The sequence below is a fragment of the Pseudomonas aphyarum genome (genome assembly GCF_028657055.1).
Classification (GTDB): domain Bacteria; phylum Pseudomonadota; class Gammaproteobacteria; order Pseudomonadales; family Pseudomonadaceae; genus Aquipseudomonas; species Aquipseudomonas aphyarum.
Map to the genome: position 1 here is coordinate 101,958 of NZ_JAMDGS010000009.1, position 21,284 is coordinate 123,241.

A 21,284-nucleotide genomic window follows, 5' to 3' on the forward strand; every position below is an offset into this window, starting at 1 on the left:
GTTTCTGCCTTACGTAAAATTCGACGTAAATTACAAATCCTCCTCATACCCGCACTCAAGTAGCGATTCCGTACATCGTTTCGTCATATCCCGCAAACTCTATGGCAACCTACCTTCTTCAAAAGAGGATGCAGGCATGACCAGTCTTGTTCATGAGCTTCAGTCAGACGCGTTAAATGAAGAAGGCGTTTCAATTCTTAGCCTGCTTAGAAAGGCTAGGGTGGTCTCGATAAAATTAGGTGTCACCACTATCGACCAGTGGTTAGAACACGAATTGAGCGGCTACCCAACGCGCGGTTCAATTCCCGAATATCGCCATATTGTCGGAAGTCCCGTTTGTCGTAATCCGTATACAGGCTGGATGCCGCTCGAAGTCAGGGGTGCTCAAGCGCAGAAAATGCTGAGTGAGCGTCATCTTCATCAGCCAATGGGAGAACTTTGTCAGTTCGCTGACAAGGACGCAGGGCAGTCCATACTCTTTATGTACCCTGCAAAAATTGCCGAACAAATCATGAACGGTATAGACGGTCGCTTTGAGCCTGCTCTTGAAGTAGGAGTTACGGTCATTCACGGCATCATTGCTACGGTCCGCAACAAGATTCTCGACTTCGCACTTGAACTGGAAAGGCAAGGCATCCTCGGAGAAGGCATGACATTCACACCGACAGAAAAAACGGCAGCGAGTAACATTTCCTACAGCATCAATATCGAAAATATGTCGGGCTCCCAGCTTCAACAGGGAACAACCGCCTCGACCCAAACCTATACACATTCCGCCGATTTCAGCGGGATATCGGCCTTCGTTGAAAAGCTGCTGCCCGCCCTAGGCCAGCTAAGCAACTCGACAGATCGCGACCAGCTCCAAAGCGATTTAGAGACGATCCGCAGCTTGTTGAAAGCTCCAACGCCAAAAATCGGGATGATTCGGGAGTGTCTGAACTCCGTCAAAACAGTCCTCGAAGGAGCAGCAGGAAATATCGCTGCAGAATATTTGCCGCTCCTGCCTGCTCTTCTTGCTTCACTTCCTTCCTGATACTACGGGGCTAAACTGGGCGGAAGCACTTTGTAATCCGCTAGTCTTGCCCCGTCCTTCAGCCTTCGCGGAGAGCGACTTCTCCGTAACGCGCGAAGCCTTAGACTTCATCTGACGTACGGAGTCCAGCAAGTCCTTCTGAAACTGCTCCAGTTCATCGACCATCGCTATCTCATCATTCAATTACTTTTCTCCAACGCTCAGCTGATAAAACTACGCAGCCTCAACCGAAAGCAAAATCCGGCGCCCAAGCTGCTGCAACGCACGCTCGACATTCTCGATCTTGGAGTGATGCAGGAAATCGACTAACCGATCTACCTGGGGTCGTTGCACTCCCAAGCGACGTGCAAGCTCAGCCTTGCTGACTCCAGACTCCAAAAGCGTATTCCACAACCCAACCTTTGCCGCAGTCAGTGCAGGCAGACGCAACACCGCGTCACTATCCTGCTCTCCCGCATCACCTGTTGGAATCAACCGGCGATCATCTACGTAAATCGACAGAGCCGTCTCCATTGCATCAATGGCGCCGTCGAGTGCTTCCTCAAGGGTGTCGCCAGCGGCGTGCATCTCTGGAATTTCTGCGCAGGACAACCAGACACTGCTCGGCTCCTCGTGGACTTCCAACGCATATTCGAACATCACGTTTCCTCTCTTGGGGTACAGCTGGGCCTCAATCCTTGAGGCCCAGCTGTTTGATTATCGATTTTCTCAACCCTTCGCCCATCTCCTTGGCTCCGTGGTCGGGAAAGACAGTTGATCTGCCATTCAAAGAAACCTTGAAATGGCTGCCCTTGCCGGTTTGGAACTCGACGCCTTGAGCTTTCAACCATCGCCGAAACTCGCTGTACTTCATGTGCATCACTCGCTGTTTCGGTGGAGCGAATGTGCAACATATCTGTTGCGCATGCAACATAACTGTTGCACCGCACATCTGGAACATCGCCAGCCTCCGCCACCACCTGGCCACGATTGCGCCCAACCCTCCCCCACGCTACCGTCAATCCCGTCGCTGCCAATTCAGCGACCGGGCCTGAGAACCCGCGTAAGATGCAGGCGCACCAGCGCCCCAACCCACGTTTGCCGGCGTTTTTTTGTGCCTGCATTTCCGTGCAATGGCGGCTGTGCGTGGGAGGTCTTCGGGCCTGCCGGGTTCCTGTATCTCCGGTTTCTCAGCCTGCGCATAGCTGCCACCCTTTCGCCTGAGAACGAATTGGCAGCCCTCATTTGATACAGGGAGTTTCACAAATGATTAGCATCGATCCGTCCAAAGTCTGCCCGTTCCACCAACCAGCAAACGGTAGGTGAAGCCATGACCCATCCCCACGATCTGAAAACCCTCGGCCTCACCCATTTCTTCTTCCAGTCAAACCACGCCCTCTTCCGCACCAACCCCGGCGTCCCGGTCGTCACCGCCCTCTCCCACGCGTCCCATCTGCTGCACATTTCCAAACTGCTTACGTCAGATACTTCCGCCGCCAACGACCCGGAACTCCACGCCTGCGCCTCGCAATATTTGCAGGAGTTGAGCAAGGCGCTGGTCGATGACGCGGTCAAAGTGTTGAGTCCCGATCCATAAACCGTCGCCCACAAAAAAGCCCTCGCATCGCTGCAAGGGCTTTGTATTACCACATCAATCAGTGCCCAGCGCTCTGCCCGCCATCCACATGCAGAATCTCGCCAGTCACAAAATTCGCGTTATCGAGATACACCACCGCCTGCGCGATATCGTCGATCTCCCCCATGTGCCCAACCGGATGCAGCGCGCCCAGTGCCGCGTGGGTTTCCTCGCCATGCATCGGCGTTTTGATGATGCCCGGCGATACCGCGTTCACCCGGATTCCGCGTTTGGCGTATTCAATGGCCAGGGATTTGGTGGCGGCGTTAAGGCCGCCCTTGGTCAGCGACGCGAGGACCGAGGGCACGCCGTCGATGGCGTGGTCGACCAGGCTGGTGGTGATGTTGACCACGTGGCCCTTGCCCTGTTTTTCCATCTCGGCGATGGCCAGTTGGGTGATGTAGAAGAAGCCGTTGAGGTTGACCGACAGCACCGCCGCGTAGTCTTCCGGGGTGTAGGCGGTGAACGGTTTGGCGACGAAGATGCCGGCGTTGTTGACCAGGGTGTCGATGCGGCCGAAGCGTGCCACGCTTTCGCTGATCACGCGCTGTGCGGTGGCCGGATCGCCGATGTCGCCGGCGATGGTCAGGATCTGCGGGTCGTTCGATGGCTTGATCGAGCGCGAGGTGGCGACGATGTTGTAGCCCAGTTCACGGAAGGCCTTGACCATACCTTCGCCCAGACCTTGGGAAGCACCGGTGATAACGACGGTTTTTTTCGAGTTGCTCATGATGAAATCCTCAATCAATAAGTAGGTGTTGAATCAGGCCGCAGCCAGTTGTTTCAGCATTTGTTCGTAGTACTCGACCGATTGCGAACCGGACACCAGGTGCTTGCCGTTCAGGATCAGCGCGGGCACCGAGTTGATCCCGTGCAGCCGGTGAAACGACTGCAGTTGCCGCACTTCGCTGGCGAATTCGTCGTTGGCCAGCACCTTGCGGGCCCTCGCCGCATCCAGTCCCGCTTCAGTCGCCAGACGGATCAACGTCGGGTGATCGTTGGGGTTGTCGCCGTCGCGGAAGTAAGCGCGCAGCAGGATCTTTTTCAGTGCGACTTGCCGCCCGTCCTGCGCCGCCCACATCAGCAGACGATGGGCGTCGAAGGTGTTGTGGAAATGCGTGCGCTTCTCCAGGTCGAACTCGAAACCGATGGCCTTGCCGCGTTCGATCTGCATCTTCTTGCCGGCGGCGACGTCTTCGGCGGTGCGGCCGTATTTGCGCATCAGGTGCTGCACCGCCGGTTCACCTTCGGCGGGCATGTCCGGGTTGAGTTCGAAGGGCTTGTAGGTCAGCTCCACCGAAACCTCGCCGGCCAGATTGCCGATCGCCTGCTCCAGCGCTGTCGCCCCGAGTGCGCACCAGGGGCACACCACGTCGGAGACGAAATCGATGGTCACGGTCGGGGTCATGACTGGCCCCGTTCCGCCAGTTGTCGGCGGTATTCGGTGGTGGTGATGCCGGCGTAGCCCCAGTTATCGGTGTCGACTTCTTCGATCACGATGTGGGTCAGGTCCGGGCGTTTGTTGAGGACACGTTCCAGGGTTTCAGTGATTTCGGCGATCACCTGAGCTTTCTGCTCACGGGTAACACCGTCGCGGGTGATGCGTACGCTGACAAATGGCATGACGACGACTCCAGTGACCTGCCCTCGGGATGATGGTCAGGTGTTGGAGCTCAATGTAGGCGTGCGGTGGGAGAGGAAAAAGTAGGGGTGGGGTACTTCATTTGTGAGGTGGTGTAATGAATCGCCTGTAAAAATCGCGCCAAAATTCCTTTGAAAAATCCGCAGACGCACCCAAACCGTGCACTTTTTTTGACCCCAATCACCCCCACGTCACCAAAAACCCCGATCCTGTGTCAGCCTCCAGCCATCGGCGGGGACATCAATTCGCTACTAATTGCGCGACAACTATGCTCAGGTACAGGAATATAGCCGGCAAATGGCGCCGTTCAGGCCGTCACGTACACAACAATACCCAGCCCACTTCAGAGGGCATTACCCATGGATAGCAGAACCTTACGCAACCTCATGCGCATCGTGCAGACCGGCTCGTTGTCGGCCGCAGCCGAGCATTCGTGCCTCACCGTGCAGGCCCTGGCCGCACAGCTGAACAAGGTCGAAGAGCAGTTCGGTTTCCGCTTGTTTAGACGATCCAACAAGGGGCTGACGCTGACGCCGCAAGGCACGGAGCTGACGCCCTATATGGACCGAGTGCTGATTGCCACGCGGCAGATGGAAGAGAAAGTCGAGGCGCTGAAGGTGCCGGGACAGCGCACGTTGAAAGTGGCGTTGAACACCACGCTGGACCCGGACTTCAACCGGCGATTGATCGGACGCCTGATCGATGTGTTTCCCGACTACCAGATGGAATTCAGCTACGCCGAGTCGATGGAAAACCTCAGCAAGCTGAAGAACGAGGACTTTGACCTTGCGGTGCTGATCGGCCCGCAGCGTCCGGGTCTGCCGAGCATTGTCCTGCCTGAAGTGCAGGTGCAGGTGGTCGGTGCACATTGCGGTCAGGAGAACGATCCGCTGACGTTGCTTGGTAACAAGTTTCAGGTGCGTCCCGCAGAAGATTGTCCGTATTCCCACAGCTTTTTGCGTTTTCTCGACGCCGGGCTGGGCAATCACGAGAACAGTCAGCGGACGATCTACTCCTGCAGCGAAACGCTGACCCTGTCGCTCATCACCCAGATGGACGCGGTCGGCATGGTCTCCCGCGAGGCCGCGCAGAAGAACGGCCTTACGATTTTCCCCGGGTTCGAGGATTTCCTCGAAGTGCGCCTGGCGGTGAACAATCCGGATCTGTCCGGCCAGGCGTTGAACGACGTGGTCGATCTGCCGCTACATGAACGAGCCGAGCGCAATGTACGCAGCCGTCCCAACCGCCACACTGAGAAAGAGGTTTTTGCTGAAATACGCACATAACAGCGTCGGAATCGCTGCATAGAACTCCGGGCGATCGAGCTGTATGTGCTGATCCTTGATCAACAAGGGTGTCAGGCTGATCGCAGCGACGATCGCCACCGGCAGGTATTCCAGCGCCCGAGCGACGAAGGGCGGCCAGTGCTCGGTGTTGACCTGCAACGGCAAGGCCCGTGGCAGGAAGGTCACGGCCATCATCAGCGCGACCACCAGAATCAGGAACGTTTGGTCAGGCATACACCCACTCCGCAGCCCACAAACGTGGCGATGAAAACGTTGAATGGCGAGCTGCCCACCAGACTCAGTGCGCCCATGCAGACGACTGCAGCCAGAGCGGCGATGAGTTTGTTGCGGGTGTTGCACAGTGAGACCAGCACGTAGAGCATCATCGCGGTCAGCGCGTAATCGAGCTGGTATTTGATCAGGTGCGACGCGTACTGCGCGCACAGGGCGCCGAGCAATCCGCCGATCACCCAGGAGGTGTGGCAGAACAGGTTGAAGCCGATCAGATATCGGATATTCACCGGCGCCCCGGTGCCCAGCTTGACGCTGTGGAAGGCGAACGATTCATCGGTCAGGCCGCCGGCGTAACACCAGCGCTCCATGCGGCTCAGGCCCAGCGCCCGCAGGGCTTTGGCCATGTAGACCGACATCAGCATGTGCCGCGCATTGATCAGAAACGTGGTCAGCACGATGGTGGTCAGCGACGCCCCGCTGCTGATCAGCGCCAGCGCAGCGAATTGCGAAGCCCCCGCATACACGAACAGACACATTGCCACCGGAAGCCACAGCGGCAGCCCGGCGTTGACGGCCATCAGCCCGAACACGAACGACACGGTGAAGTAACCGGCCACCACCGGGCTGGCTTCGGCAAAGGTGCGCGATGGCTGACGGTCGACCATCAGCGGCGCACTGCCGGATGTTTCATTCATAGATCCCTCTCAAATGTCCGCTCGCCGTGAGGTTCGCAAAAACCCTGGGCCGTCCAGAAACGCTTGCCCGCGAGGTTAGCATCGTCGACGAACAGAAACATCCGCAGCACACCGACGCGTTTCATGTCGGCCGACGCCGCTTCCACCAGTCGCTGGCCGACACCCTGGCTGCGATAGCGCAGGCTGACCGCCAGATGGTTGATGGTGCCGCGACTGCCCAGCATGCCACCCAGCACCGCGCCGACGATTTCGCCTTCAACATCGAAGGCCAGATACGCCGTGGTGGTTTTCTGGATCAGCACGCCGCGCAGGCATTTGGCGTCCTGCCATTCGCAGAACGACACTTCGTCGAACTGGCGGAAGAAACGCTCCATGCGCTGCGCGTCCTTGGCCGTCGCGCGCCGCAGCACCACCGGCGTCGAGCATTCGACGCCGTCGATTTGGGCAATCTGATTAGCGAACAATGTCGAAAGCGGTCCCGGGCCGCGAGAAAGAAATTGCCAGGATCTGCCGGTACGCCATGGCATGGGTATGGGTGTTGCGTGCCGGGGTCACGTAGTGGCGCATGTCGCGGTCGAGGAAGTAAGTGGTGTCGAGGATTTCCTGGTAGGTGGTCGACGCCAGTTGATGCTCGTGGATGTCGTACAGACGACTCTCCGCACCCTCGACATTGTTGCGGCCCCAGAAGTGCACGCCGCTGAACGGATAACCGTCGCAGTGAATCCCTTCCGGAGTGATTTCCAGTTGTTTGCCGGGTTTGATCTCGATGCGGATCTGATGGATCTGGCACTGCCAGATTTCATCGTGCAGCTCTTCCGGCAACACGCTTTTGTACACTTCGAAATCGGTGTCGATCAGGCTGCGCATCACCGGCGAAGTAATCACTTCATCGGAGAAGTCCTGGAAGTGCCGCACAACGCCGCCCACGTAGGCATTGTTTTCCTTGGACTGCACGTACGCGCGATGTTCCAGCTGCTTCAGTTCGCGAGTCTTGGGGTTGTACTCAAAGTCGCTGTAACGACGGTAACGCATGCCGGCTTCGGCCTGACCGTAGTAACTGTCAGGCTCCATGTTTTCCCAACTTTTGGTCAGTCTGACGAAGTCGGCGAAATGACCGTAGAGATTGAAGTCAGCACCCTGCACATTGGCGTACTTGTCGCGCCGTAGCGATTCGCCCACTTCTCTGGTTAAAACGATCATTACCAAATTCTCCGCTGCATTGAGCGGCCTAATCTATTAGGTGGAGAATTTGCGTCCATGAGAAAGAATTTCAGGCATTTAAAGCCCCGTTTGAAACGCGATTTGAAACCGCTTGAAAGTGCATTTCAAATGACAAAAACACGGGTTTTTATGCTGTTTTTTTCAAAAAACGTCAAAAAAAAACCCCGAACCAGTCGGGGTTTTTCTGTCGCATTTCGCGGGTTCAACCGATCATCAGAAGATGTTGATCGGGTAGTCCACGAATACACGTACTTCGTTGCCGCTACCGTTGTAATCGGCAGACTTCTGCGAAACGCGCAGAATCGAGCTACGCAGCTTCACGCTCAGGTCTTTGGCCGGGCCACTTTGCACGACGTACTTGAACTGGTTGAAGATTTCACGCTCGGTGCCGCCGGTGCTGGTGTCGGTGGTGATGTTGTCGCCACGCACGTATGCAACGTTGTAGCTCAGACCCGGCACACCGAAAGCGCTGAAGTCCAGGCCATAGCCCAACTGCCAGCTGCGCTCGTCTTCAGCGTTGAAGTCCGACCAGTAGGAGTTGGCCAGGTAGATGGTGTTGCCACCGTCACCCTGACGCGCGCCGGCGTTCTGATAGCCACCGTACGGGTAGCCGAGGTTGCTGTCGCCGGTGCTGCGCTGGTGAGCCACAGTGAACGAGTGCGGGCCAGTGGCGAAGGTCGCTGCCAGGCTCCAGATCTTGTTGTCCTGACCGCCAGTGTTCTTGAACTCGGCGTAGGACTTGTCCAGCTTGGTGCGATAGCCGTTGAAGTCCAGGGTCAGGGACTGATCTTTGTCGATCGGGAACACGTAGTTGGCGTTCACGTACTGCTTCTTCATCACGTCTTCGACGTCGGAAGCGTACAGCGCTGCCTTGAATTGTTCGGTGAACTGGTAGCTACCGCCCAATACGTTGATGGACTTCAGGCCACCGCTGTCACGGCCTTCAGCGCTCTTGCGCGATTCGGCAGTGAAACGACCGGCGTCCAGTTGCAGACCTTTGATCTCTTTGGAAGTGATCAAGGTACCGGTGTAGCTTTCCGGCAGCAGACGCGAGTTGTCGTAGTTCAGCACCGGCAGGGCCGGCATCTGGTCGCCGTAGGTCAGCGTGGTGCTGGACACACGGAATTTCACGGCTGCGCCGCCCTTGGACAGATCGTCAGCCGCGTTGCCGCTGTCACCCTGTTTGAAAAAGTCGATACCGCCAGCGCCGCTGCGGCCCTTGCCGCCGTCCAGACGCAGCGCGTACAGACCGAACGCGTCTACACCCACACCGACGGTGCCTTGGGTGAAACCGGACGAGAACGTACCGATGGCCGCCTGGCCCCACTCGGCCTTGTCCTTGTTGCCATCTTTGTAATCACGATTGATGTAGGCATTGCGCAGCAGCACTTTGAGGCTGCTGTCTTCCACAAAACCCTTGGACTCGGCCTGGTCGTTAGCCATGGCCGAAGTGGCACTCAACATCCCCAGTGCGATCAGACTGATTCGCTTGTTCAACATTTTGTTTTCCTTATTACGGGTTGAAACGCGCTGTGTCGAACGGCTGAAACGGCGCTTATTGCACTCTTTTATTCACCCCGAAACAAAAAGACCCGCTCAAGACAATGTCATGGCGGGCCTGCTCCTAATTTTGAGTCATGGCGGTTAGCCACAGGCGTTGGGCCGAATCGTAGCCGCGCCCTCAACAATGTGTCAATTTCAAGAATCGTCTTTAAATAGGCGAAAAACGTCTAAAAAAAGTAAATTTTGCGATGGCTTCGTGCACGGAATTGCCCGCAGTCAGGGATTTTGATGCGGGATTACGCGCAACCGTCGAGGCCACAGACTGGCAGGGTTTCAGTCCCTGGTGCAGGCGTAAACGACTCACTCAACCATTGGGCGAAGGCTTCTGGTTTGCCCAGCCACGGCCCGATATCAACCAGTGTGAATTGACCATCCTGTTCCAGTGCAAAAGTTGGAAAACCCTGCCCACCAACTTTTGCCAACACGGCGCGGCTGTTCTTTATATGTTGTTCGGTGTCGACGGACTGCACGGCATTCAAGAACATATCGGCGTTGTAGCCCTGCTCTCCCGCGTATTCCACAAGCACACTTTCGTCGGCAATTCGCCGCCCCTCGACATAGTGCGCAGTCTGCAAACGGCCAAGTAGTTCCAGGCCACGACCGTCGATTTTTTCCGCTGCCATCACAGCGGCAATCGGTGGTACCGAATCAAACACCGCCGAGTGATCGCGCAACAAGCCTTCGAAATAAGCTTCGCCAAAGGGCTGACCGGTGTATTCGGCAATGCGTCGGTCGTGAGGCATCACGTAATTGCGCAGTTGCGGTGAAACGTTCTGGCGGTTGGCGCCGGTCATCATGCCGCCGGCGTGGGCAATCACCGGCAGCACTTGTTGTGCGGCCTGCACCAGTGGTTTGGCGCCATAGCACCAGCCGCACAGCGGGTCGTAGATGTAATGAAGAGTCATCGGAAAGCTCCGGTCAGAAGGTGGAAAAATGATGTCGGCACATTAGTCCCTCGATCGTTGCTGAAAAACGCCGGAATGGCTTTCAGTCTGTTTCGGCAATCGGTCAAATGCGGTCGTTATCTGCCCCGGTACAAATCTGAAATAAATTGACACAATCAAACCGCGGAACCTTTCAGGAATAATTAACGGAAGTAAATGCAAAGCATTACCATTCGCGCGCTCGAATTCTTCCACCCTTTCGGATGCGCTTTTCAATGCCTGCCCCGTTCCGTCTCACGCCCGTCACGCTTGGGCTTTCTGCCTTTTTGTCTTCCGGTTTCGCTTACTCCGCGACCGAGCTTCCCGCCACTTCGATCAGTGCCGAAACCCAGGCCGACGACCCGCGCGTGAAGGTCAGCAACACCGCCACGCGCACCTCAACCCCTGTACGTTACGTGCCCCAGGCGATCGACTCGGTAAAGACCGCCAACTTCGCCAACTACGGCACCAATGACCTGGGCGACGCGTTGAGCGGCATGCCCAACGTCAGCAGCGGCGGCGACACGCGCTTCGACAGCCTGCGGATCCGAGGTTTCGACGCCAGCAACGACTTCTATCTGGACGGCATCCGCGACGACAGCCAGTACAAACGCGACCTGCACAACATCGAACGCGTCGAAGTGCTCAAAGGCCCTGCCGCTGTGTTGTACGGCCGTGGCAGCCAGGGCGGGATCGTCAACCGCGTCAGCAAGGCACCCGAATTCGGTCGCCGCTCGACCATCGAGGCTCAGGGTGGCAGCGAAGATCTGCGAAGCCTCTATGCCGACCTGAGCACCGACCCGAGCGACAACATCAGCCTGCGCCTGAACATGGGCAACATGGACGAAAACAGCTTCCGCGACGGCGTCAGCGGCAATCGCCAGCTGTTCGCACCGTCGATGAGCTGGCAGCTCACGCCTGACCTGAACTGGCTGGTGCAATACGAATACAGCCGCTACAACCGCACACCGGATCGGGGTATTCCCGGGGTCGGTGGACGTCCGGCGGATGTCGGCCGGGACACGACCTATGGCAACGATCACGATTTCATCGACGACAAAACCCAGTCCCTGCGCTCGAAGCTGAGCTATGAAATCAACGATAACTGGCAGCTGCGCCACACGCTCGGCGTGTTCAAGCTCGACAGCGATTTCGACAACACCTACCTCACCGGCTACACCCCGGCGACCAAGAAAGTCACCCGCCAGCACTGGCAGCAGGACCTGACCACCCGCAACGTGTTCAACAACGTTGAGCTGGAAGGCGGATTCGAAACCTTCGGCCTCGAACACCGCTTGCTGACCGGCCTCGAAACCGGCAGTCAGCGCCGCGACCCGACGCTGTACAACGCGGCCACCGGCCGTGGTACCCAACCGGTGCCGTCGCTGGATCTGTACACCCCCAACCGCGACCTGCGCCACACCGGGCGCATGCAGGTGTCGAGCAGCAGCCACACCGAAGTCGAAAGCCGCGCGGTCTATGTTCAGGATCAACTGCGCCTGAACGATCAATGGCAATTGCTGGCCGGTCTGCGCTACGACACCTTCGATATCGAGTCGACCAACAAACTGCGCAACATCTCCGAAGACCGTGACAGCCACAGCACCAGCCCGCGTTTCGGCGTGGTCTGGACGCCACTGCAGAATCACTCGTTCTATGCCTCGTGGACCAAGACCTTCTCGCCGGTCGGCGGTGGTCTGATCGGCATCACCCCGGGCGCGGCCGGCAATACCAATGACCTGAGCCCGGAACTGACCAAGCAGAAAGAAATCGGCGTCAAGAGCGACTGGCTCGACGATCGCCTGAGCACCACCCTCGCCGTCTATGAGCTGGAACTCTACAACCGTCGCACCACTGATCCAAACGACCCGACCCTGACCGTGCTCAGCGGCCTGCAACGGTCGCGCGGGATCGAGCTGACCGGTACCGGCAAGATCGTCGGCAACTGGTATGTGCGCGGCGGCGTTGGTGTGCAGGACGCGACCATCGAGAAGGACAACAACGGCCTGGAAGGCAAACGCGTAAACAACGTGGCCAAGCGCAACGGCAGCCTGTTCCTGACCTGGAAACCGGAAATGGGCTGGTATGCCGAAACCGGCCTGACCCTGGTCGGCCAGCGTTATGCCGACAACGCCAACACCACCGTGCTGCCGGGCTATGGCCGCTGGGACGCACTGGTCGGCTACCGCCACAAGGACTGGGACCTGCGTGGCGCCCTGAACAACATCACCGACCGCGAGTATTACTCGTCGGCCACCAGCGCCTTCCAGATCCAGCCGGGCGCACCACGCAGCCTGGTGGTCACCGGCACCTACAGCTTCTGATATCGCGCCCATAAAAAAAGCGCTGCCATCCCGGCAGCGCTTTTTACAATCCTTGTTTGTTCTTCTTATCCTTCCATCACATCCCACAGTGCTTCCAGTTCGGCCTCGCTGAACAGGCCAGCGGGGTAACGCTCGATCATCATCCGGCGCGGATCAGGTTCCCTGATCTGACGCGTTCCATTGGACTTCAACCAGTGCGCGACAATCTGGAGCGACTCACTATTTACCGCCATGGGATGCAACGTCCGCTCGCTGATTACGTTCACTTCGGCGTTCATTTCAGCGCTCTCTCCCCGTTCGTGAGCGGCTAAGTTATCCAAGGTTTATGACAGAACTGTTGAAGTTCTCCCCCCTCCCTAGTGCGCCATGAGCGATACAAGAGCTATGCCAACATAATTAAATTGCCGACCAGCGGACATAAAGAAACCCGCAGTCCTGACGGGCTGCGGGTTTCTCTTCAAGCGTGGGCAACAAATGACTGCCCGGTCGATTTTCCAATCAACTCAAGCTGTTACATCCGCACTCACTCTTTGTGCGGCGCGGGCTGCTGTTGGGTAAGGCAGTGAATGTTGCCGCCGCCCAGTAACAGTTCGCGACCCGGCACCATCACCACTTCGTGTTGCGGGAACAGGTTCTGCAGGATCTCCCGCGCCGGCGCGTCCATCGGATCGTCGAAGCTTGGCGCGATGATGCCGCCGTTGACGATCAGGAAGTTCACGTAGGAACCGGCCAGGCGCACGCTCGGGTTGCGCTCCTGAGTGCCGTCCACCGGGTCCACGCCCGCGCACTCTTCTTCAGTGGCAAACAGCGGCCCCGGAATCGGCATCTTGTGCACCGTGAACGGGCGGCCCTTGGCGTCGGTGCTGCTTTCCAGCACTTTCATCGCGGCCTGGCAGCGCGGGTAGTTCGGATCCTGCGGATCGTCGGTCCACGCCAGCAGCACTTCGCCCGGACGCACGTAGCAGCAGAAGTTATCCACATGGCCGTCGGTTTCGTCGTTGAACAGGCCATCCGGCAGCCAGATGATCTTGTCCACCGACAGGTTTTCGCTGAGCACCGCTTCGATTTCTTCGCGGCCCAGGTGCGGGTTGCGATTGCGGTTGAGCAGGCATTCTTCGGTGGTGATCAGGGTGCCTTCGCCGTCGACGTGAATCGAGCCGCCCTCAAGCACGAAACCTTCGGTGCGGTAGCGTGGGCTGCGTTCGATCTCGAGGATCTTGCCGCCGACCTGAGAATCACGGTTCCACGGCGAATACAGACCGCCGTCAAAGCCGCCCCAGGCGTTGAAGTCCCAGTTCACACCGCGCACTTCACCGCTGTTGTTGATCACGAAGGTCGGGCCGCTGTCGCGAACCCAGGCGTCATCGCTGGACATCTCGACCACGCGGATATTCGGCACGTCGAGGCGAGCACGAGCGTTTTCGTACTGGCCGGCGGACACCGCCACGGTCACCGGTTCGAAACGCGCAATGGCTTTGGCCACGGCGGCGTGAGCGGCCTGCGCCGGTTTGCCGCCCAGGCGCCAGTTGTCCGGACGCTCGGGCCAGATCATCCAGGTCTGGGTTTGCGGTGCCCATTCGGCCGGCATGTAGAAGCCATCGGCACGTGGTGTGCTTTTCAATGTGGTCATGTCGATCAGACTCCAGGGAACCGTCGAGGTTTTTCAACGCGCCGTACAGGGTTGGACGACGGACTATGGCGACTTTATAAACGATAAATATCGGCTTTAGAAGCCACAAAGAAAAAATAATCTCAGTTTAACCCGACAAATACCGATACAAATCGGTATTTGTCGGGTTCGCACCGCCTCAGAGCCCTTCTTCCAGCACCTTCGCCAGCATGTCGACAAAGAAATCCACGCTCTGACGCGAGGTGACCATCGGCGGCTTGATCTTCAGGACGTTCAGATAATCGCCGGTTGGCTGCATGAAAATCCCCAGCGCCCGCAGGCGATCACACAGCAGCGTGGTTTCCTCGGTCGCCGGTTCCAGGGTTTCCCGATTGCGGATCAGCTCGACCCCCAGATAGAACCCGGAACCGTGCACCGCGCCGACCAACGGATACTGATCGATCAACGCCTCCAGCCGGGCCTTGAAGTGAGCGCCGACCACCTGGGCGTTTTCCCAGAGTTTTTCTTCTTCCATGACGTCGAGCACCGCCATGCCGATCTGGCAGCTCACCGGACTGCCGCCGGCGGACGAGAAGAAATAGCCCTCGGCTTCCAGCGCTTCGGCGATTTCCCGGCGGGTGATCACGGCACCCAACGGCTGGCCGTTGCCCATGCCTTTGGCCATGGTGATGATGTCCGGCACCACGCCTTGCTCTTCGAAGCCCCAGAAGAAGTGGCCCATGCGCCCGTAACCGACCTGCACTTCATCGGCGATGCACACGCCGCCCCGGGCGCGCACCATCTCATAGACTTTTTTCAGGTAACCCGGCGGCAGCGAGATCCCGCCCGCGTTGCCGTAGACCGGCTCGCAGATGAACCCGGCCAGTTGGCGTTTCTGCTCATCGATCTTCGCCAGATGATGTTCGACGCTGCGCACGTAATCCGGCGCCGAATCCGGGCCGCGAAACTCACCGCGATAAGTGTTGGGAGCGGTCACCGCATGCACCCAGTCCGGGCGGCTACTCAGGGCTTTCGGGTTATCGGCAATCGAGGTCGAGACCGCGTCCGCGCCGACCGTCCAGCCGTGATAGGCCTCCAGCACGCTGATCATGTCGCGTCCACCGCTGGCAGCCCACGCCAAGCGAATCGCCAGATCGTTGGCCTCGCTGCCGCTGTTGACCAGGAACACCCGATCCATGCCCTCCGGCGCCAGTTTCAGCAAGCGTTCGGAAAACTCGGCGACCGCCGCATAGTTGAACCGCGAGTTGGTGTTGAGCAACGACCACTGCCGGCTCGCCACCGCCGCCATGCGCGGATGACCGTGGCCGAGCACCGCGACATTGTTGAGCATGTCGAGGTAGGAGCGGCCCTGCATGTCGATCAGGTGATTGCGCCAGCCGCGCTCGATGCGCGGCGGGTCGACGTAATAGTGCTTCTGGGTGCGGGCAAAACTGGCGTCGCGGCGTGCCAGCAGGGTCGCTGCGTCCAGCTCCGGTTCGGCGTCGCAGGCCAGGCCCAGCAGCGCGGCCGGTGATGGGGACAACGCCTGCCATGCCAACGCGCGCGATGGTGTACAGAACAGCGGCGCTTCAGGCTGTGCGCCGCGAATCAATTGCACGGTCAACGGACCGTTTACCGACCCGAGCACCTGGCCTTTTACTAGCGCCGCGCCGCTGTGCAACGAAGGTTTCACACCCAGCAAGCGCAGGCTCAGTTGCGGACCGTCGAGTCGCAGCGCGCCGTCGGCCGACAGGTGAAGTACGCCAGCAAACGGCGCTTCCACTGCCGAGCCTTGGGGCACGTGCAATTCGACGTGCAGCGGGAATGTCTCTGGCTCATCGGCGCTATCAGGCCGGGTGCGCGACAACCGGTATTGCCCGTATCGACTGGCCGCCAGACCGTGGATAGCGGCGGCCTCGCTCAACAGACGCTGATCGATGCCAGGCTGCTCCCAGTTGCCCGCCTCGAAGTGCGCGCTCAATACACCCAGATCGATCAACGCGAACTCGCGCCCGACCAGACCGGGCAGCAACGGCGCAAAACCTTCACTGTCGATGGCCGGCAATGTCTGGCCGACCGCCGTGAGAATCGCCGCCTCCATCAATGCCAGCGGCACCGACGTGGCGACCCGGAAGATCTCCCACTCGTGGCTCAGATTATCGCGGCTGTAGGTGTTGCCCGGGTCGATGCTGACCTGTTGCTCGCCACTGAGCACCAGCACCGCCGCCCGCGCCACGATCAGCGGCCACAGCGCCAGCAGTTCTTCGTGTTGCAGCGGATTGACCGCGTGATAGGCCTGCACGGCCGGCAGAATCACGAACGGGTCGCCGGCGGCGTGATGCAGCAGCGCGGCGCAGGTGACCGACAGATCGGTGATGCGCCAGGTGCGCACCAGATCGCCGAAATCGATGACGCCCTGCAACTGCCAGTGCCGCCGGGCATCACGCTGCCAGACCACGTTGTCATCGGTGATGTCCATGTGGATCGCCTGCACCGGCAGCTTTTCCAGCAGCGGCTGCAAACGAAGTCTGGCCTGCTCGGCAGCCTCGGCGATCAGCGCGCGCTGGCGCTCGTCTTCGATGACCGGCAGCAGGTGCTCGATCAGTGCGCTGGCGTGGCGCGCGTCCCATTGCAGCGTGCGCTCAAGCCCCGGATGGTCGAACCCGGCCAGGGCCAGATCCATTTCGCCGCAGAGCCGGCCGAAGCCGGCGACGACTTCATGGCCAAGATGATCGAGAGCCGTCAGTGGCTGGCCCTCGATGTAATCGAGCAACCGCACATGCACCGATTCTCCACCGACGTCCAGGGTCAGCAGGTCTTGGCCGTCATTGGCCGGGATGACCCGGGGAACGTGGACATCGCAGTGTTCAGCCAGATATTTCAGGCCAGCATGCTGGGCTTGCAGCTCGACCAGCGAATAGTCGCCCCGGCAGATCTTGAGCACGAAGCGCCCACGCTCGCTGTCGATCCGGTAATTGAGATCCTGCTGGCTGCCCAGGGCCTGCAACGTGCCGTTCAAGCCGTAATGCTGCGCCAGCAGATGCCGGGCCTGCTCCACCGAAACCTGAGGGCTGGGCAAACTGGCGCGATGAATCAACGTGGCGAACGACATGGAACGACCCCTGAAATTTTATTAGGCGCCTATATCGCCATTGCTGCGGGCGATAAGCAACCCCCGACCATCCGTCCTTCCGGGCCTGGGAAACGAGGATATTTGCAAGTCTGCGCTCGTACCCTCCGGCACTTTGCGCAAGAATGTCGGCCATCCATCCCCGCCACCGGAAAAATTCATGAATGTAATCACCACCGACCTGCCCGGCGTTCTGATCATCGAACCCAAGGTATTTGGTGACGAGCGCGGCTTCTTTTACGAAAGCTTCAACGCCAGGGCTTTTCAGGAAGCGACCGGCCTGAATCCGCAATTTGTCCAGGACAATCATTCCCGCTCGCAGAAGGGCGTTCTGCGCGGTTTGCATTACCAACTGGAAAACACCCAGGGCAAACTGGTTCGCGTTACCGCCGGTGAAGTCCTCGATGTCGCCGTGGATATCCGGCGCAGTTCACCGCATTTCGGCAAGTGGATAGCCGTGCGCCTGTCCGCCGACAACCATCGTCAACTATGGATACCGGAAGGTTTCGCCCACGGTTTCGTGGTGCTGAGCGAGTTCGCCGAATTCCTCTACAAGACCACTGACTACTACACCCCGTCGGCCGAGCGCAGCATTCGCTGGGACGATCCGGATCTGGGCATCGACTGGCAACTCGACGAAGCGCCAAAATTGTCGGCCAAGGATCAGGCAGCCGCCTTCTTCAAGGACGCCGACGTCTTTTCCTGAAGTCCTGTATGAATCTTCAGCGCCGCTGCACACCCGGCCACGGGTGCGCAGACTGCGCTGGCAAGCCTAGGCATAATGCGCCTGTACCCACAGGCGCTCGATGCTCATGACTCCGACCCTTCCCCGTCGCCCTCGCTGGCGCAGTCTTGCCTTGCTGGCCCTGTGCCTGGCACCGCTGCTATGGCCGCTGGAACATCTGGCCGAGCGCTATTACCGCAGCGAACTGGCCGGCCAGAACCGCCAGACCCTCGACCTCTACGTCGCCAACCTGCTGGGCACGCTGCATCGCTATGAAGTACTGCCGCAAATCCTCGGTGACCTGCCGGCCCTGCGCGCGGTGCTCGGGGCGCCGGACGACGGCGTGACCCAAGGCAACGCCAACCGCCTGTTGAAAAACATCGCTGCGCAGACCGGTGCCGAAGTCATGTACCTGATGGACACCAGCGGCCAGACGCTCGCAGCGTCGAACTGGGACAAGCACGACAGTTTCGTCGGGCGCAATTTCTCCTTCCGGCCGTACTTCAGCGAGGCCATGGCCGGACGCCTCGGGCGCTTCTTCGGGTTGGGCACCACCTCCGCCAAACGCGGCTACTTCTTTGCCGCTGCCGTGCGCAGCGGCGAAAAAATCATCGGCGTGCTGGTGATCAAGGTTGACCTCGACCACACCGAAAGCCTGTGGGGCAAAACCCCGGAACAGCTGCTGGTAACCGACCACAACGGCGTGGTCATCCTCACCTCGCGCCCGGAATGGCGCTTTCGAGCGACCCGCACCCTGAGTGATACCGAGCGCGCGGCGATCACCGCGATCCAGCCCTACCCGACCCGCGAGCCACGCCCCTTGAACCTGAGCCCGACCGCGTGGCTGCCGCAGACCCAGGACATCGCGGAAACCGGCTGGAGCGTCAGCATCCTCGCCCCGCGCACCTTGATCGACCGACCGGTGCGCACGGTCGTGGCGATCGGCGGCGCCACCCTGCTGGTGGTGATGCTGTTACTGGGTCTGATGATGCAGCGCCGTCGTCATTACCTGGAACGGATCGCCTTCGAAGCCAAGGCCCGGCGGGAGCTCGAAGGCCGGGTTGCCGAACGCACCAGCGATCTCGAAGGCCTCAACCGCCGCCTGAAACAGGAAGTGCTGGAACGCGAACAGGCCCAGCAGGAACTGGTGCGGGCCCAGGACGATCTGGTGCAGGCCGGCAAACTGTCGGCGCTGGGGACGATGTCGGCGAGCATCAGCCATGAACTCAACCAGCCGCTGGCGGCGATCCGCAGCTACGCCGAGAACGCCGAGGTGCTGCTCGACCATGAACGTACCGAAGACGCCCGAGGCAACCTCAAACTGATCAGCGAGCTGACCGGGCGCATGGCCTCGATCATCGCCCATCTGCGTGCCTTCGCCCGTCGCGACCGCCACGCTCCGGAAAGCGTCGCCCTGCAACCGGCGCTGGACGACGCACTCGCCTTGCTGGCCAAACGTCGCCGCAGCATGGATGTGGAGCTGATCCGCGACCTGCCTGCCGCCACATTGTGGGTCGAAGCCGGGGAAACCCGCCTGCGTCAGGTGTTGGGCAATCTACTGGCCAACGCCCTCGACGCCCTGACCGAGAAAGGCCCGCCGCGCAAATTGTGGCTGAGTGCCGAATCCACCGACGAAGGCGTCAATCTGTACATTCGCGACAATGGCCCGGGTTTCTGCATGGAAGCCCTGGGCCGCGCCAGCGAACCGTTTTACACGACCAAGACCCGCACTCAGGGTCTGGGTCTGGGGTTGGCCATTTGCGAAACCCTGATGCGCGCCTTCGGCGGTGAACTGTCGTTCGCCAACCACAAGCAAGGTGGCGCCTTGATCACCCTGCGGCTGCGCGCCGGCGCGCCCGGGGTCAGTCTGCAACCGTCCGAGGATCGAAGCGCATGACCATCGACAACCGTATTCAGGTGGTGCTGATCGACGACGATCCGCACCTGCGTCAGGCCCTCGGCCAGACCCTGGATCTGGCCGGCTTGAAAATTCTTCCGCTGTCCGAAGCCAAGGGTCTGGCCGCACGACTGGAGCGCGACTGGCCGGGCGTGGTGGTCAGCGACATCCGCATGCCCGGCATGGATGGCCTGGAGTTGCTGAGCGAACTGCACGCCCAGGATCCGGAGCTGCCCGTGCTGCTGATCACTGGGCACGGTGACGTACCACTGGCCGTGCAGGCCATGCGCGCCGGTGCCTATGATTTTCTGGAAAAGCCCTTCGCCAGCGACGCCTTGCTCGACAGCGTGCGCCGCGCCCTGGCCCTGCGCCGCCTGGTGCTGGACAACCGCAGCCTGCGCATGGCCCTGAGTGATCGCAACGAGCTGAGCGCGCGGCTGGTCGGCCAGTCCGCGCCGATGTCGCGTCTGCGTGAGCAGATCGGCGCGCTGGCGGCGACCAAGGCCGACGTGCTGATCCTCGGCGAAACCGGTGCCGGCAAGGAAGTCGTCGCCCGCGCCCTGCACGATCTGTCGAGCCGGCGTAACGGCCCGTTCGTGGCGATCAATGCCGGTGCGCTGGCCGAGTCGGTGGTCGAAAGCGAACTGTTCGGCCATGAGCCTGGTGCCTTCACCGGTGCGCAAAAGCGCCGGATCGGCAAGTTCGAATTCGCCAATGGCGGCACGCTGTTTCTCGATGAAATCGAGAGCATGAGCATGGACGTGCAGGTCAAATTGCTGCGCATGCTGCAAGAGCGCGTGGTCGAGCGCCTGGGCGGCAATCAGTTGATCCCGCTGGATATCCGCGTCATCGCCGCCACCAAGGAAGACCTGCGCCAGGCCGCCGATCAGGGGCGTTTCCGGGCGGACCTGTATTACCGCCTAAACGTCGCGCCGCTGCGCATTCCGCCGCTGCGTGAGCGGGGCGAAGACGCCTTGATGCTGTTCCAGCATTACGCCGATGAAGCCAGCACTCGACACGGTTTGCCGCCTCACGAACTGCAACCGGCGCAACGGGCGTTGCTGCTGCGGCACTCATGGCCTGGCAACGTGCGGGAATTGCAGAACGCGGCAGAGCGTTTTGCCCTCGGCCTGGAGCTGGCCCTGGACAACACGCAGCCCGATGGCAGCCCCGGCACCACCGTCGAAATCACGGCGGGAGGGCTCAGCGAGCAGGTGGAGAACTTCGAGAAGTCCCTGATCGCCGCCGAACTGGCCCGCTCTCACGGTTCCGTGCGCAGCCTCGCCGAAGCCCTGGGCATTCCGCGCAAGACCCTGCACGACAAACTGCGCAAGCACGGGCTGAATTTCGCTGGCAGCGGCGGCCATTCCGACGAATCCGAATGAAAC

21 protein-coding genes and 1 pseudogene are annotated in these 21,284 nt (G+C 59.9%); 7 read left to right on the forward strand and 15 right to left on the reverse strand.

Going from position 1 to position 21,284, the window contains the following annotated elements; genetic code table 11:
- Window positions 1-136 precede the first annotated feature (136 nt).
- On the forward strand, window positions 137-1,033 hold the full coding sequence (locus M5G18_RS13285) for an AbiTii domain-containing protein (protein WP_273897971.1): 897 nt from the start codon (window positions 137-139) through the stop codon (window positions 1,031-1,033).
- Between the two features lie 15 nt (window positions 1,034-1,048).
- Here the strand turns inward: M5G18_RS13285 and M5G18_RS13290 are convergent.
- From M5G18_RS13290 to M5G18_RS13300, 3 genes and pseudogenes are all read right to left on the reverse strand, one after another.
- Window positions 1,049-1,198, reverse strand: a pseudogene (locus M5G18_RS13290) (helix-turn-helix domain-containing protein); the annotation flags it as partial.
- 48 nt (window positions 1,199-1,246) lie between these two features.
- On the reverse strand, window positions 1,247-1,672 hold the full coding sequence (locus M5G18_RS13295; RefSeq protein WP_273897969.1) for a type II toxin-antitoxin system HicB family antitoxin: 426 nt from the start codon (window positions 1,670-1,672) through the stop codon (window positions 1,247-1,249).
- 31 nt (window positions 1,673-1,703) lie between these two features.
- On the reverse strand, window positions 1,704-1,886 hold the full coding sequence (locus M5G18_RS13300; RefSeq protein WP_064384144.1) for a type II toxin-antitoxin system HicA family toxin: 183 nt from the start codon (window positions 1,884-1,886) through the stop codon (window positions 1,704-1,706).
- A gap of 456 nt (window positions 1,887-2,342) precedes the next feature.
- Here M5G18_RS13300 and M5G18_RS13305 point away from each other — a divergent pair, with 456 nt between their 5' ends.
- Window positions 2,343-2,609 (forward strand): DUF3077 domain-containing protein, encoded by a 267-nt coding sequence (locus M5G18_RS13305; protein ID WP_273897966.1) that lies wholly within the window; start codon window positions 2,343-2,345, stop codon window positions 2,607-2,609.
- A gap of 58 nt (window positions 2,610-2,667) precedes the next feature.
- Here the strand turns inward: M5G18_RS13305 and M5G18_RS13310 are convergent, their stop codons facing one another.
- From M5G18_RS13310 to M5G18_RS13320, 3 genes are read right to left on the reverse strand one after another with little or no spacing between them, the layout of a single operon-like run.
- Window positions 2,668-3,378, reverse strand: a complete 711-nt coding sequence (locus M5G18_RS13310) for an SDR family NAD(P)-dependent oxidoreductase (protein WP_273897965.1) — start codon at window positions 3,376-3,378, stop codon at window positions 2,668-2,670.
- 33 nt (window positions 3,379-3,411) lie between these two features.
- Window positions 3,412-4,056: a DsbA family oxidoreductase gene (locus M5G18_RS13315; RefSeq protein WP_273897964.1), complete on the reverse strand. Its 645-nt coding sequence runs from the start codon at window positions 4,054-4,056 to the stop codon at window positions 3,412-3,414.
- Window positions 4,053-4,271 (reverse strand): tautomerase family protein, encoded by a 219-nt coding sequence (locus M5G18_RS13320; RefSeq protein ID WP_007952610.1) that lies wholly within the window; start codon window positions 4,269-4,271, stop codon window positions 4,053-4,055. Before M5G18_RS13320 ends, M5G18_RS13315 begins: the two co-directional genes overlap by 4 nt.
- A gap of 378 nt (window positions 4,272-4,649) precedes the next feature.
- On the opposite strand from M5G18_RS13320, the gene M5G18_RS13325 reads away from it, so the two are divergent.
- Window positions 4,650-5,576: a LysR family transcriptional regulator gene (locus tag M5G18_RS13325; RefSeq protein WP_085712740.1), complete on the forward strand. Its 927-nt coding sequence runs from the start codon at window positions 4,650-4,652 to the stop codon at window positions 5,574-5,576.
- On the opposite strand, the gene M5G18_RS13330 is transcribed toward M5G18_RS13325, so the two are convergent.
- The 6 genes from M5G18_RS13330 to M5G18_RS13355 all read right to left on the reverse strand — a co-directional run bounded on the left by M5G18_RS13330 (window position 5,493) and on the right by M5G18_RS13355 (window position 10,194).
- Window positions 5,493-5,810, reverse strand: coding sequence for an AzlD domain-containing protein (locus tag M5G18_RS13330; protein WP_007952614.1), 318 nt, complete (start codon window positions 5,808-5,810; stop codon window positions 5,493-5,495). The two genes, M5G18_RS13325 and M5G18_RS13330, sit on opposite strands and share 84 nt — an antisense overlap.
- Window positions 5,789-6,505, reverse strand: a complete 717-nt coding sequence (locus tag M5G18_RS13335; protein WP_085608636.1) for an AzlC family ABC transporter permease — start codon at window positions 6,503-6,505, stop codon at window positions 5,789-5,791. The genes M5G18_RS13330 and M5G18_RS13335 overlap by 22 nt, the downstream gene beginning before the upstream one ends.
- Complete coding sequence (locus M5G18_RS13340; RefSeq protein WP_007952618.1) at window positions 6,502-6,879, reverse strand: GNAT family N-acetyltransferase; 378 nt, start codon at window positions 6,877-6,879, stop codon at window positions 6,502-6,504. The genes M5G18_RS13335 and M5G18_RS13340 overlap by 4 nt, the downstream gene beginning before the upstream one ends.
- A gap of 79 nt (window positions 6,880-6,958) precedes the next feature.
- On the reverse strand, window positions 6,959-7,705 hold the full coding sequence (locus tag M5G18_RS13345) for a 2OG-Fe dioxygenase family protein (RefSeq protein ID WP_273897960.1): 747 nt from the start codon (window positions 7,703-7,705) through the stop codon (window positions 6,959-6,961).
- 234 nt (window positions 7,706-7,939) lie between these two features.
- Entirely contained in the window at window positions 7,940-9,226 is a 1,287-nt protein-coding gene (locus M5G18_RS13350; RefSeq protein ID WP_273897959.1) for an OprD family porin, read from the reverse strand.
- Between the two features lie 299 nt (window positions 9,227-9,525).
- Window positions 9,526-10,194, reverse strand: coding sequence for a DsbA family protein (locus M5G18_RS13355; protein WP_273897958.1), 669 nt, complete (start codon window positions 10,192-10,194; stop codon window positions 9,526-9,528).
- Window positions 10,195-10,448: 254 nt separating this feature from the next.
- Here M5G18_RS13355 and M5G18_RS13360 point away from each other — a divergent pair, with 254 nt between their 5' ends.
- Window positions 10,449-12,536: a TonB-dependent receptor gene (locus M5G18_RS13360; protein ID WP_273897957.1), complete on the forward strand. Its 2,088-nt coding sequence runs from the start codon at window positions 10,449-10,451 to the stop codon at window positions 12,534-12,536.
- Window positions 12,537-12,601: 65 nt separating this feature from the next.
- Here M5G18_RS13360 and M5G18_RS13365 read toward each other — a convergent pair whose 3' ends face one another.
- The 3 genes from M5G18_RS13365 to M5G18_RS13375 all read right to left on the reverse strand — a co-directional run bounded on the left by M5G18_RS13365 (window position 12,602) and on the right by M5G18_RS13375 (window position 17,257).
- The gene (locus M5G18_RS13365; protein ID WP_007952633.1) at window positions 12,602-12,814 is read right to left on the reverse strand and encodes a hypothetical protein; all 213 of its coding nucleotides are present in this window, start codon (window positions 12,812-12,814) and stop codon (window positions 12,602-12,604) included.
- A 245-nt stretch (window positions 12,815-13,059) separates the two neighbouring features.
- On the reverse strand, window positions 13,060-14,166 hold the full coding sequence (gene aguA / locus M5G18_RS13370; RefSeq protein ID WP_007952634.1) for an agmatine deiminase: 1,107 nt from the start codon (window positions 14,164-14,166) through the stop codon (window positions 13,060-13,062).
- A 178-nt stretch (window positions 14,167-14,344) separates the two neighbouring features.
- Window positions 14,345-17,257 carry an aminotransferase gene (locus M5G18_RS13375; protein ID WP_273897956.1) on the reverse strand — a complete coding sequence of 971 codons (2,913 nt, stop codon included), beginning with the start codon at window positions 17,255-17,257 and terminating at the stop codon, window positions 14,345-14,347.
- Between the two features lie 178 nt (window positions 17,258-17,435).
- Between M5G18_RS13375 and rfbC the strand changes: the two genes are divergently transcribed.
- The 3 genes from rfbC to M5G18_RS13390 all read left to right on the forward strand — a co-directional run bounded on the left by rfbC (window position 17,436) and on the right by M5G18_RS13390 (window position 21,281).
- Complete coding sequence (gene rfbC / locus M5G18_RS13380) at window positions 17,436-17,981, forward strand: dTDP-4-dehydrorhamnose 3,5-epimerase (RefSeq protein WP_273897955.1); 546 nt, start codon at window positions 17,436-17,438, stop codon at window positions 17,979-17,981.
- Between the two features lie 106 nt (window positions 17,982-18,087).
- A complete protein-coding gene (locus M5G18_RS13385; protein WP_273897954.1) occupies window positions 18,088-19,896 on the forward strand; it encodes a sensor histidine kinase in 1,809 nt (602 codons plus the stop codon).
- Window positions 19,893-21,281, forward strand: coding sequence for a sigma-54-dependent transcriptional regulator (locus tag M5G18_RS13390; RefSeq protein WP_273897953.1), 1,389 nt, complete (start codon window positions 19,893-19,895; stop codon window positions 21,279-21,281). The genes M5G18_RS13385 and M5G18_RS13390 overlap by 4 nt, the downstream gene beginning before the upstream one ends.
- Window positions 21,282-21,284 lie beyond the last annotated feature (3 nt).

Excerpts from the sequence above, each read along its gene's own strand:
- M5G18_RS13285 (WP_273897971.1), top strand. The coding sequence starts at position 137 with ATGACCAGTCTTGTTCATGAGCTTCAGTCAGACGCGTTAAATGAAGAA.
- M5G18_RS13295 (WP_273897969.1), bottom strand. The coding sequence starts at position 1,672 with ATGTTCGAATATGCGTTGGAAGTCCACGAGGAGCCGAGCAGTGTCTGG.
- M5G18_RS13300 (WP_064384144.1), bottom strand. The coding sequence starts at position 1,886 with ATGAAGTACAGCGAGTTTCGGCGATGGTTGAAAGCTCAAGGCGTCGAG.
- M5G18_RS13305 (WP_273897966.1), top strand. The coding sequence starts at position 2,343 with ATGACCCATCCCCACGATCTGAAAACCCTCGGCCTCACCCATTTCTTC.
- M5G18_RS13310 (WP_273897965.1), bottom strand. The coding sequence starts at position 3,378 with ATGAGCAACTCGAAAAAAACCGTCGTTATCACCGGTGCTTCCCAAGGT.
- M5G18_RS13315 (WP_273897964.1), bottom strand. The coding sequence starts at position 4,056 with ATGACCCCGACCGTGACCATCGATTTCGTCTCCGACGTGGTGTGCCCC.
- M5G18_RS13320 (WP_007952610.1), bottom strand. The coding sequence starts at position 4,271 with ATGCCATTTGTCAGCGTACGCATCACCCGCGACGGTGTTACCCGTGAG.
- M5G18_RS13325 (WP_085712740.1), top strand. The coding sequence starts at position 4,650 with ATGGATAGCAGAACCTTACGCAACCTCATGCGCATCGTGCAGACCGGC.
- M5G18_RS13330 (WP_007952614.1), bottom strand. The coding sequence starts at position 5,810 with ATGCCTGACCAAACGTTCCTGATTCTGGTGGTCGCGCTGATGATGGCC.
- M5G18_RS13335 (WP_085608636.1), bottom strand. The coding sequence starts at position 6,505 with ATGAATGAAACATCCGGCAGTGCGCCGCTGATGGTCGACCGTCAGCCA.
- M5G18_RS13340 (WP_007952618.1), bottom strand. The coding sequence starts at position 6,879 with ATGGAGCGTTTCTTCCGCCAGTTCGACGAAGTGTCGTTCTGCGAATGG.
- M5G18_RS13345 (WP_273897960.1), bottom strand. The coding sequence starts at position 7,705 with ATGATCGTTTTAACCAGAGAAGTGGGCGAATCGCTACGGCGCGACAAG.
- M5G18_RS13350 (WP_273897959.1), bottom strand. The coding sequence starts at position 9,226 with ATGTTGAACAAGCGAATCAGTCTGATCGCACTGGGGATGTTGAGTGCC.
- M5G18_RS13355 (WP_273897958.1), bottom strand. The coding sequence starts at position 10,194 with ATGACTCTTCATTACATCTACGACCCGCTGTGCGGCTGGTGCTATGGC.
- M5G18_RS13360 (WP_273897957.1), top strand. The coding sequence starts at position 10,449 with ATGCCTGCCCCGTTCCGTCTCACGCCCGTCACGCTTGGGCTTTCTGCC.
- M5G18_RS13365 (WP_007952633.1), bottom strand. The coding sequence starts at position 12,814 with ATGAACGCCGAAGTGAACGTAATCAGCGAGCGGACGTTGCATCCCATG.
- aguA (WP_007952634.1), bottom strand. The coding sequence starts at position 14,166 with ATGACCACATTGAAAAGCACACCACGTGCCGATGGCTTCTACATGCCG.
- M5G18_RS13375 (WP_273897956.1), bottom strand. The coding sequence starts at position 17,257 with ATGTCGTTCGCCACGTTGATTCATCGCGCCAGTTTGCCCAGCCCTCAG.
- rfbC (WP_273897955.1), top strand. The coding sequence starts at position 17,436 with ATGAATGTAATCACCACCGACCTGCCCGGCGTTCTGATCATCGAACCC.
- M5G18_RS13385 (WP_273897954.1), top strand. The coding sequence starts at position 18,088 with ATGACTCCGACCCTTCCCCGTCGCCCTCGCTGGCGCAGTCTTGCCTTG.
- M5G18_RS13390 (WP_273897953.1), top strand. The coding sequence starts at position 19,893 with ATGACCATCGACAACCGTATTCAGGTGGTGCTGATCGACGACGATCCG.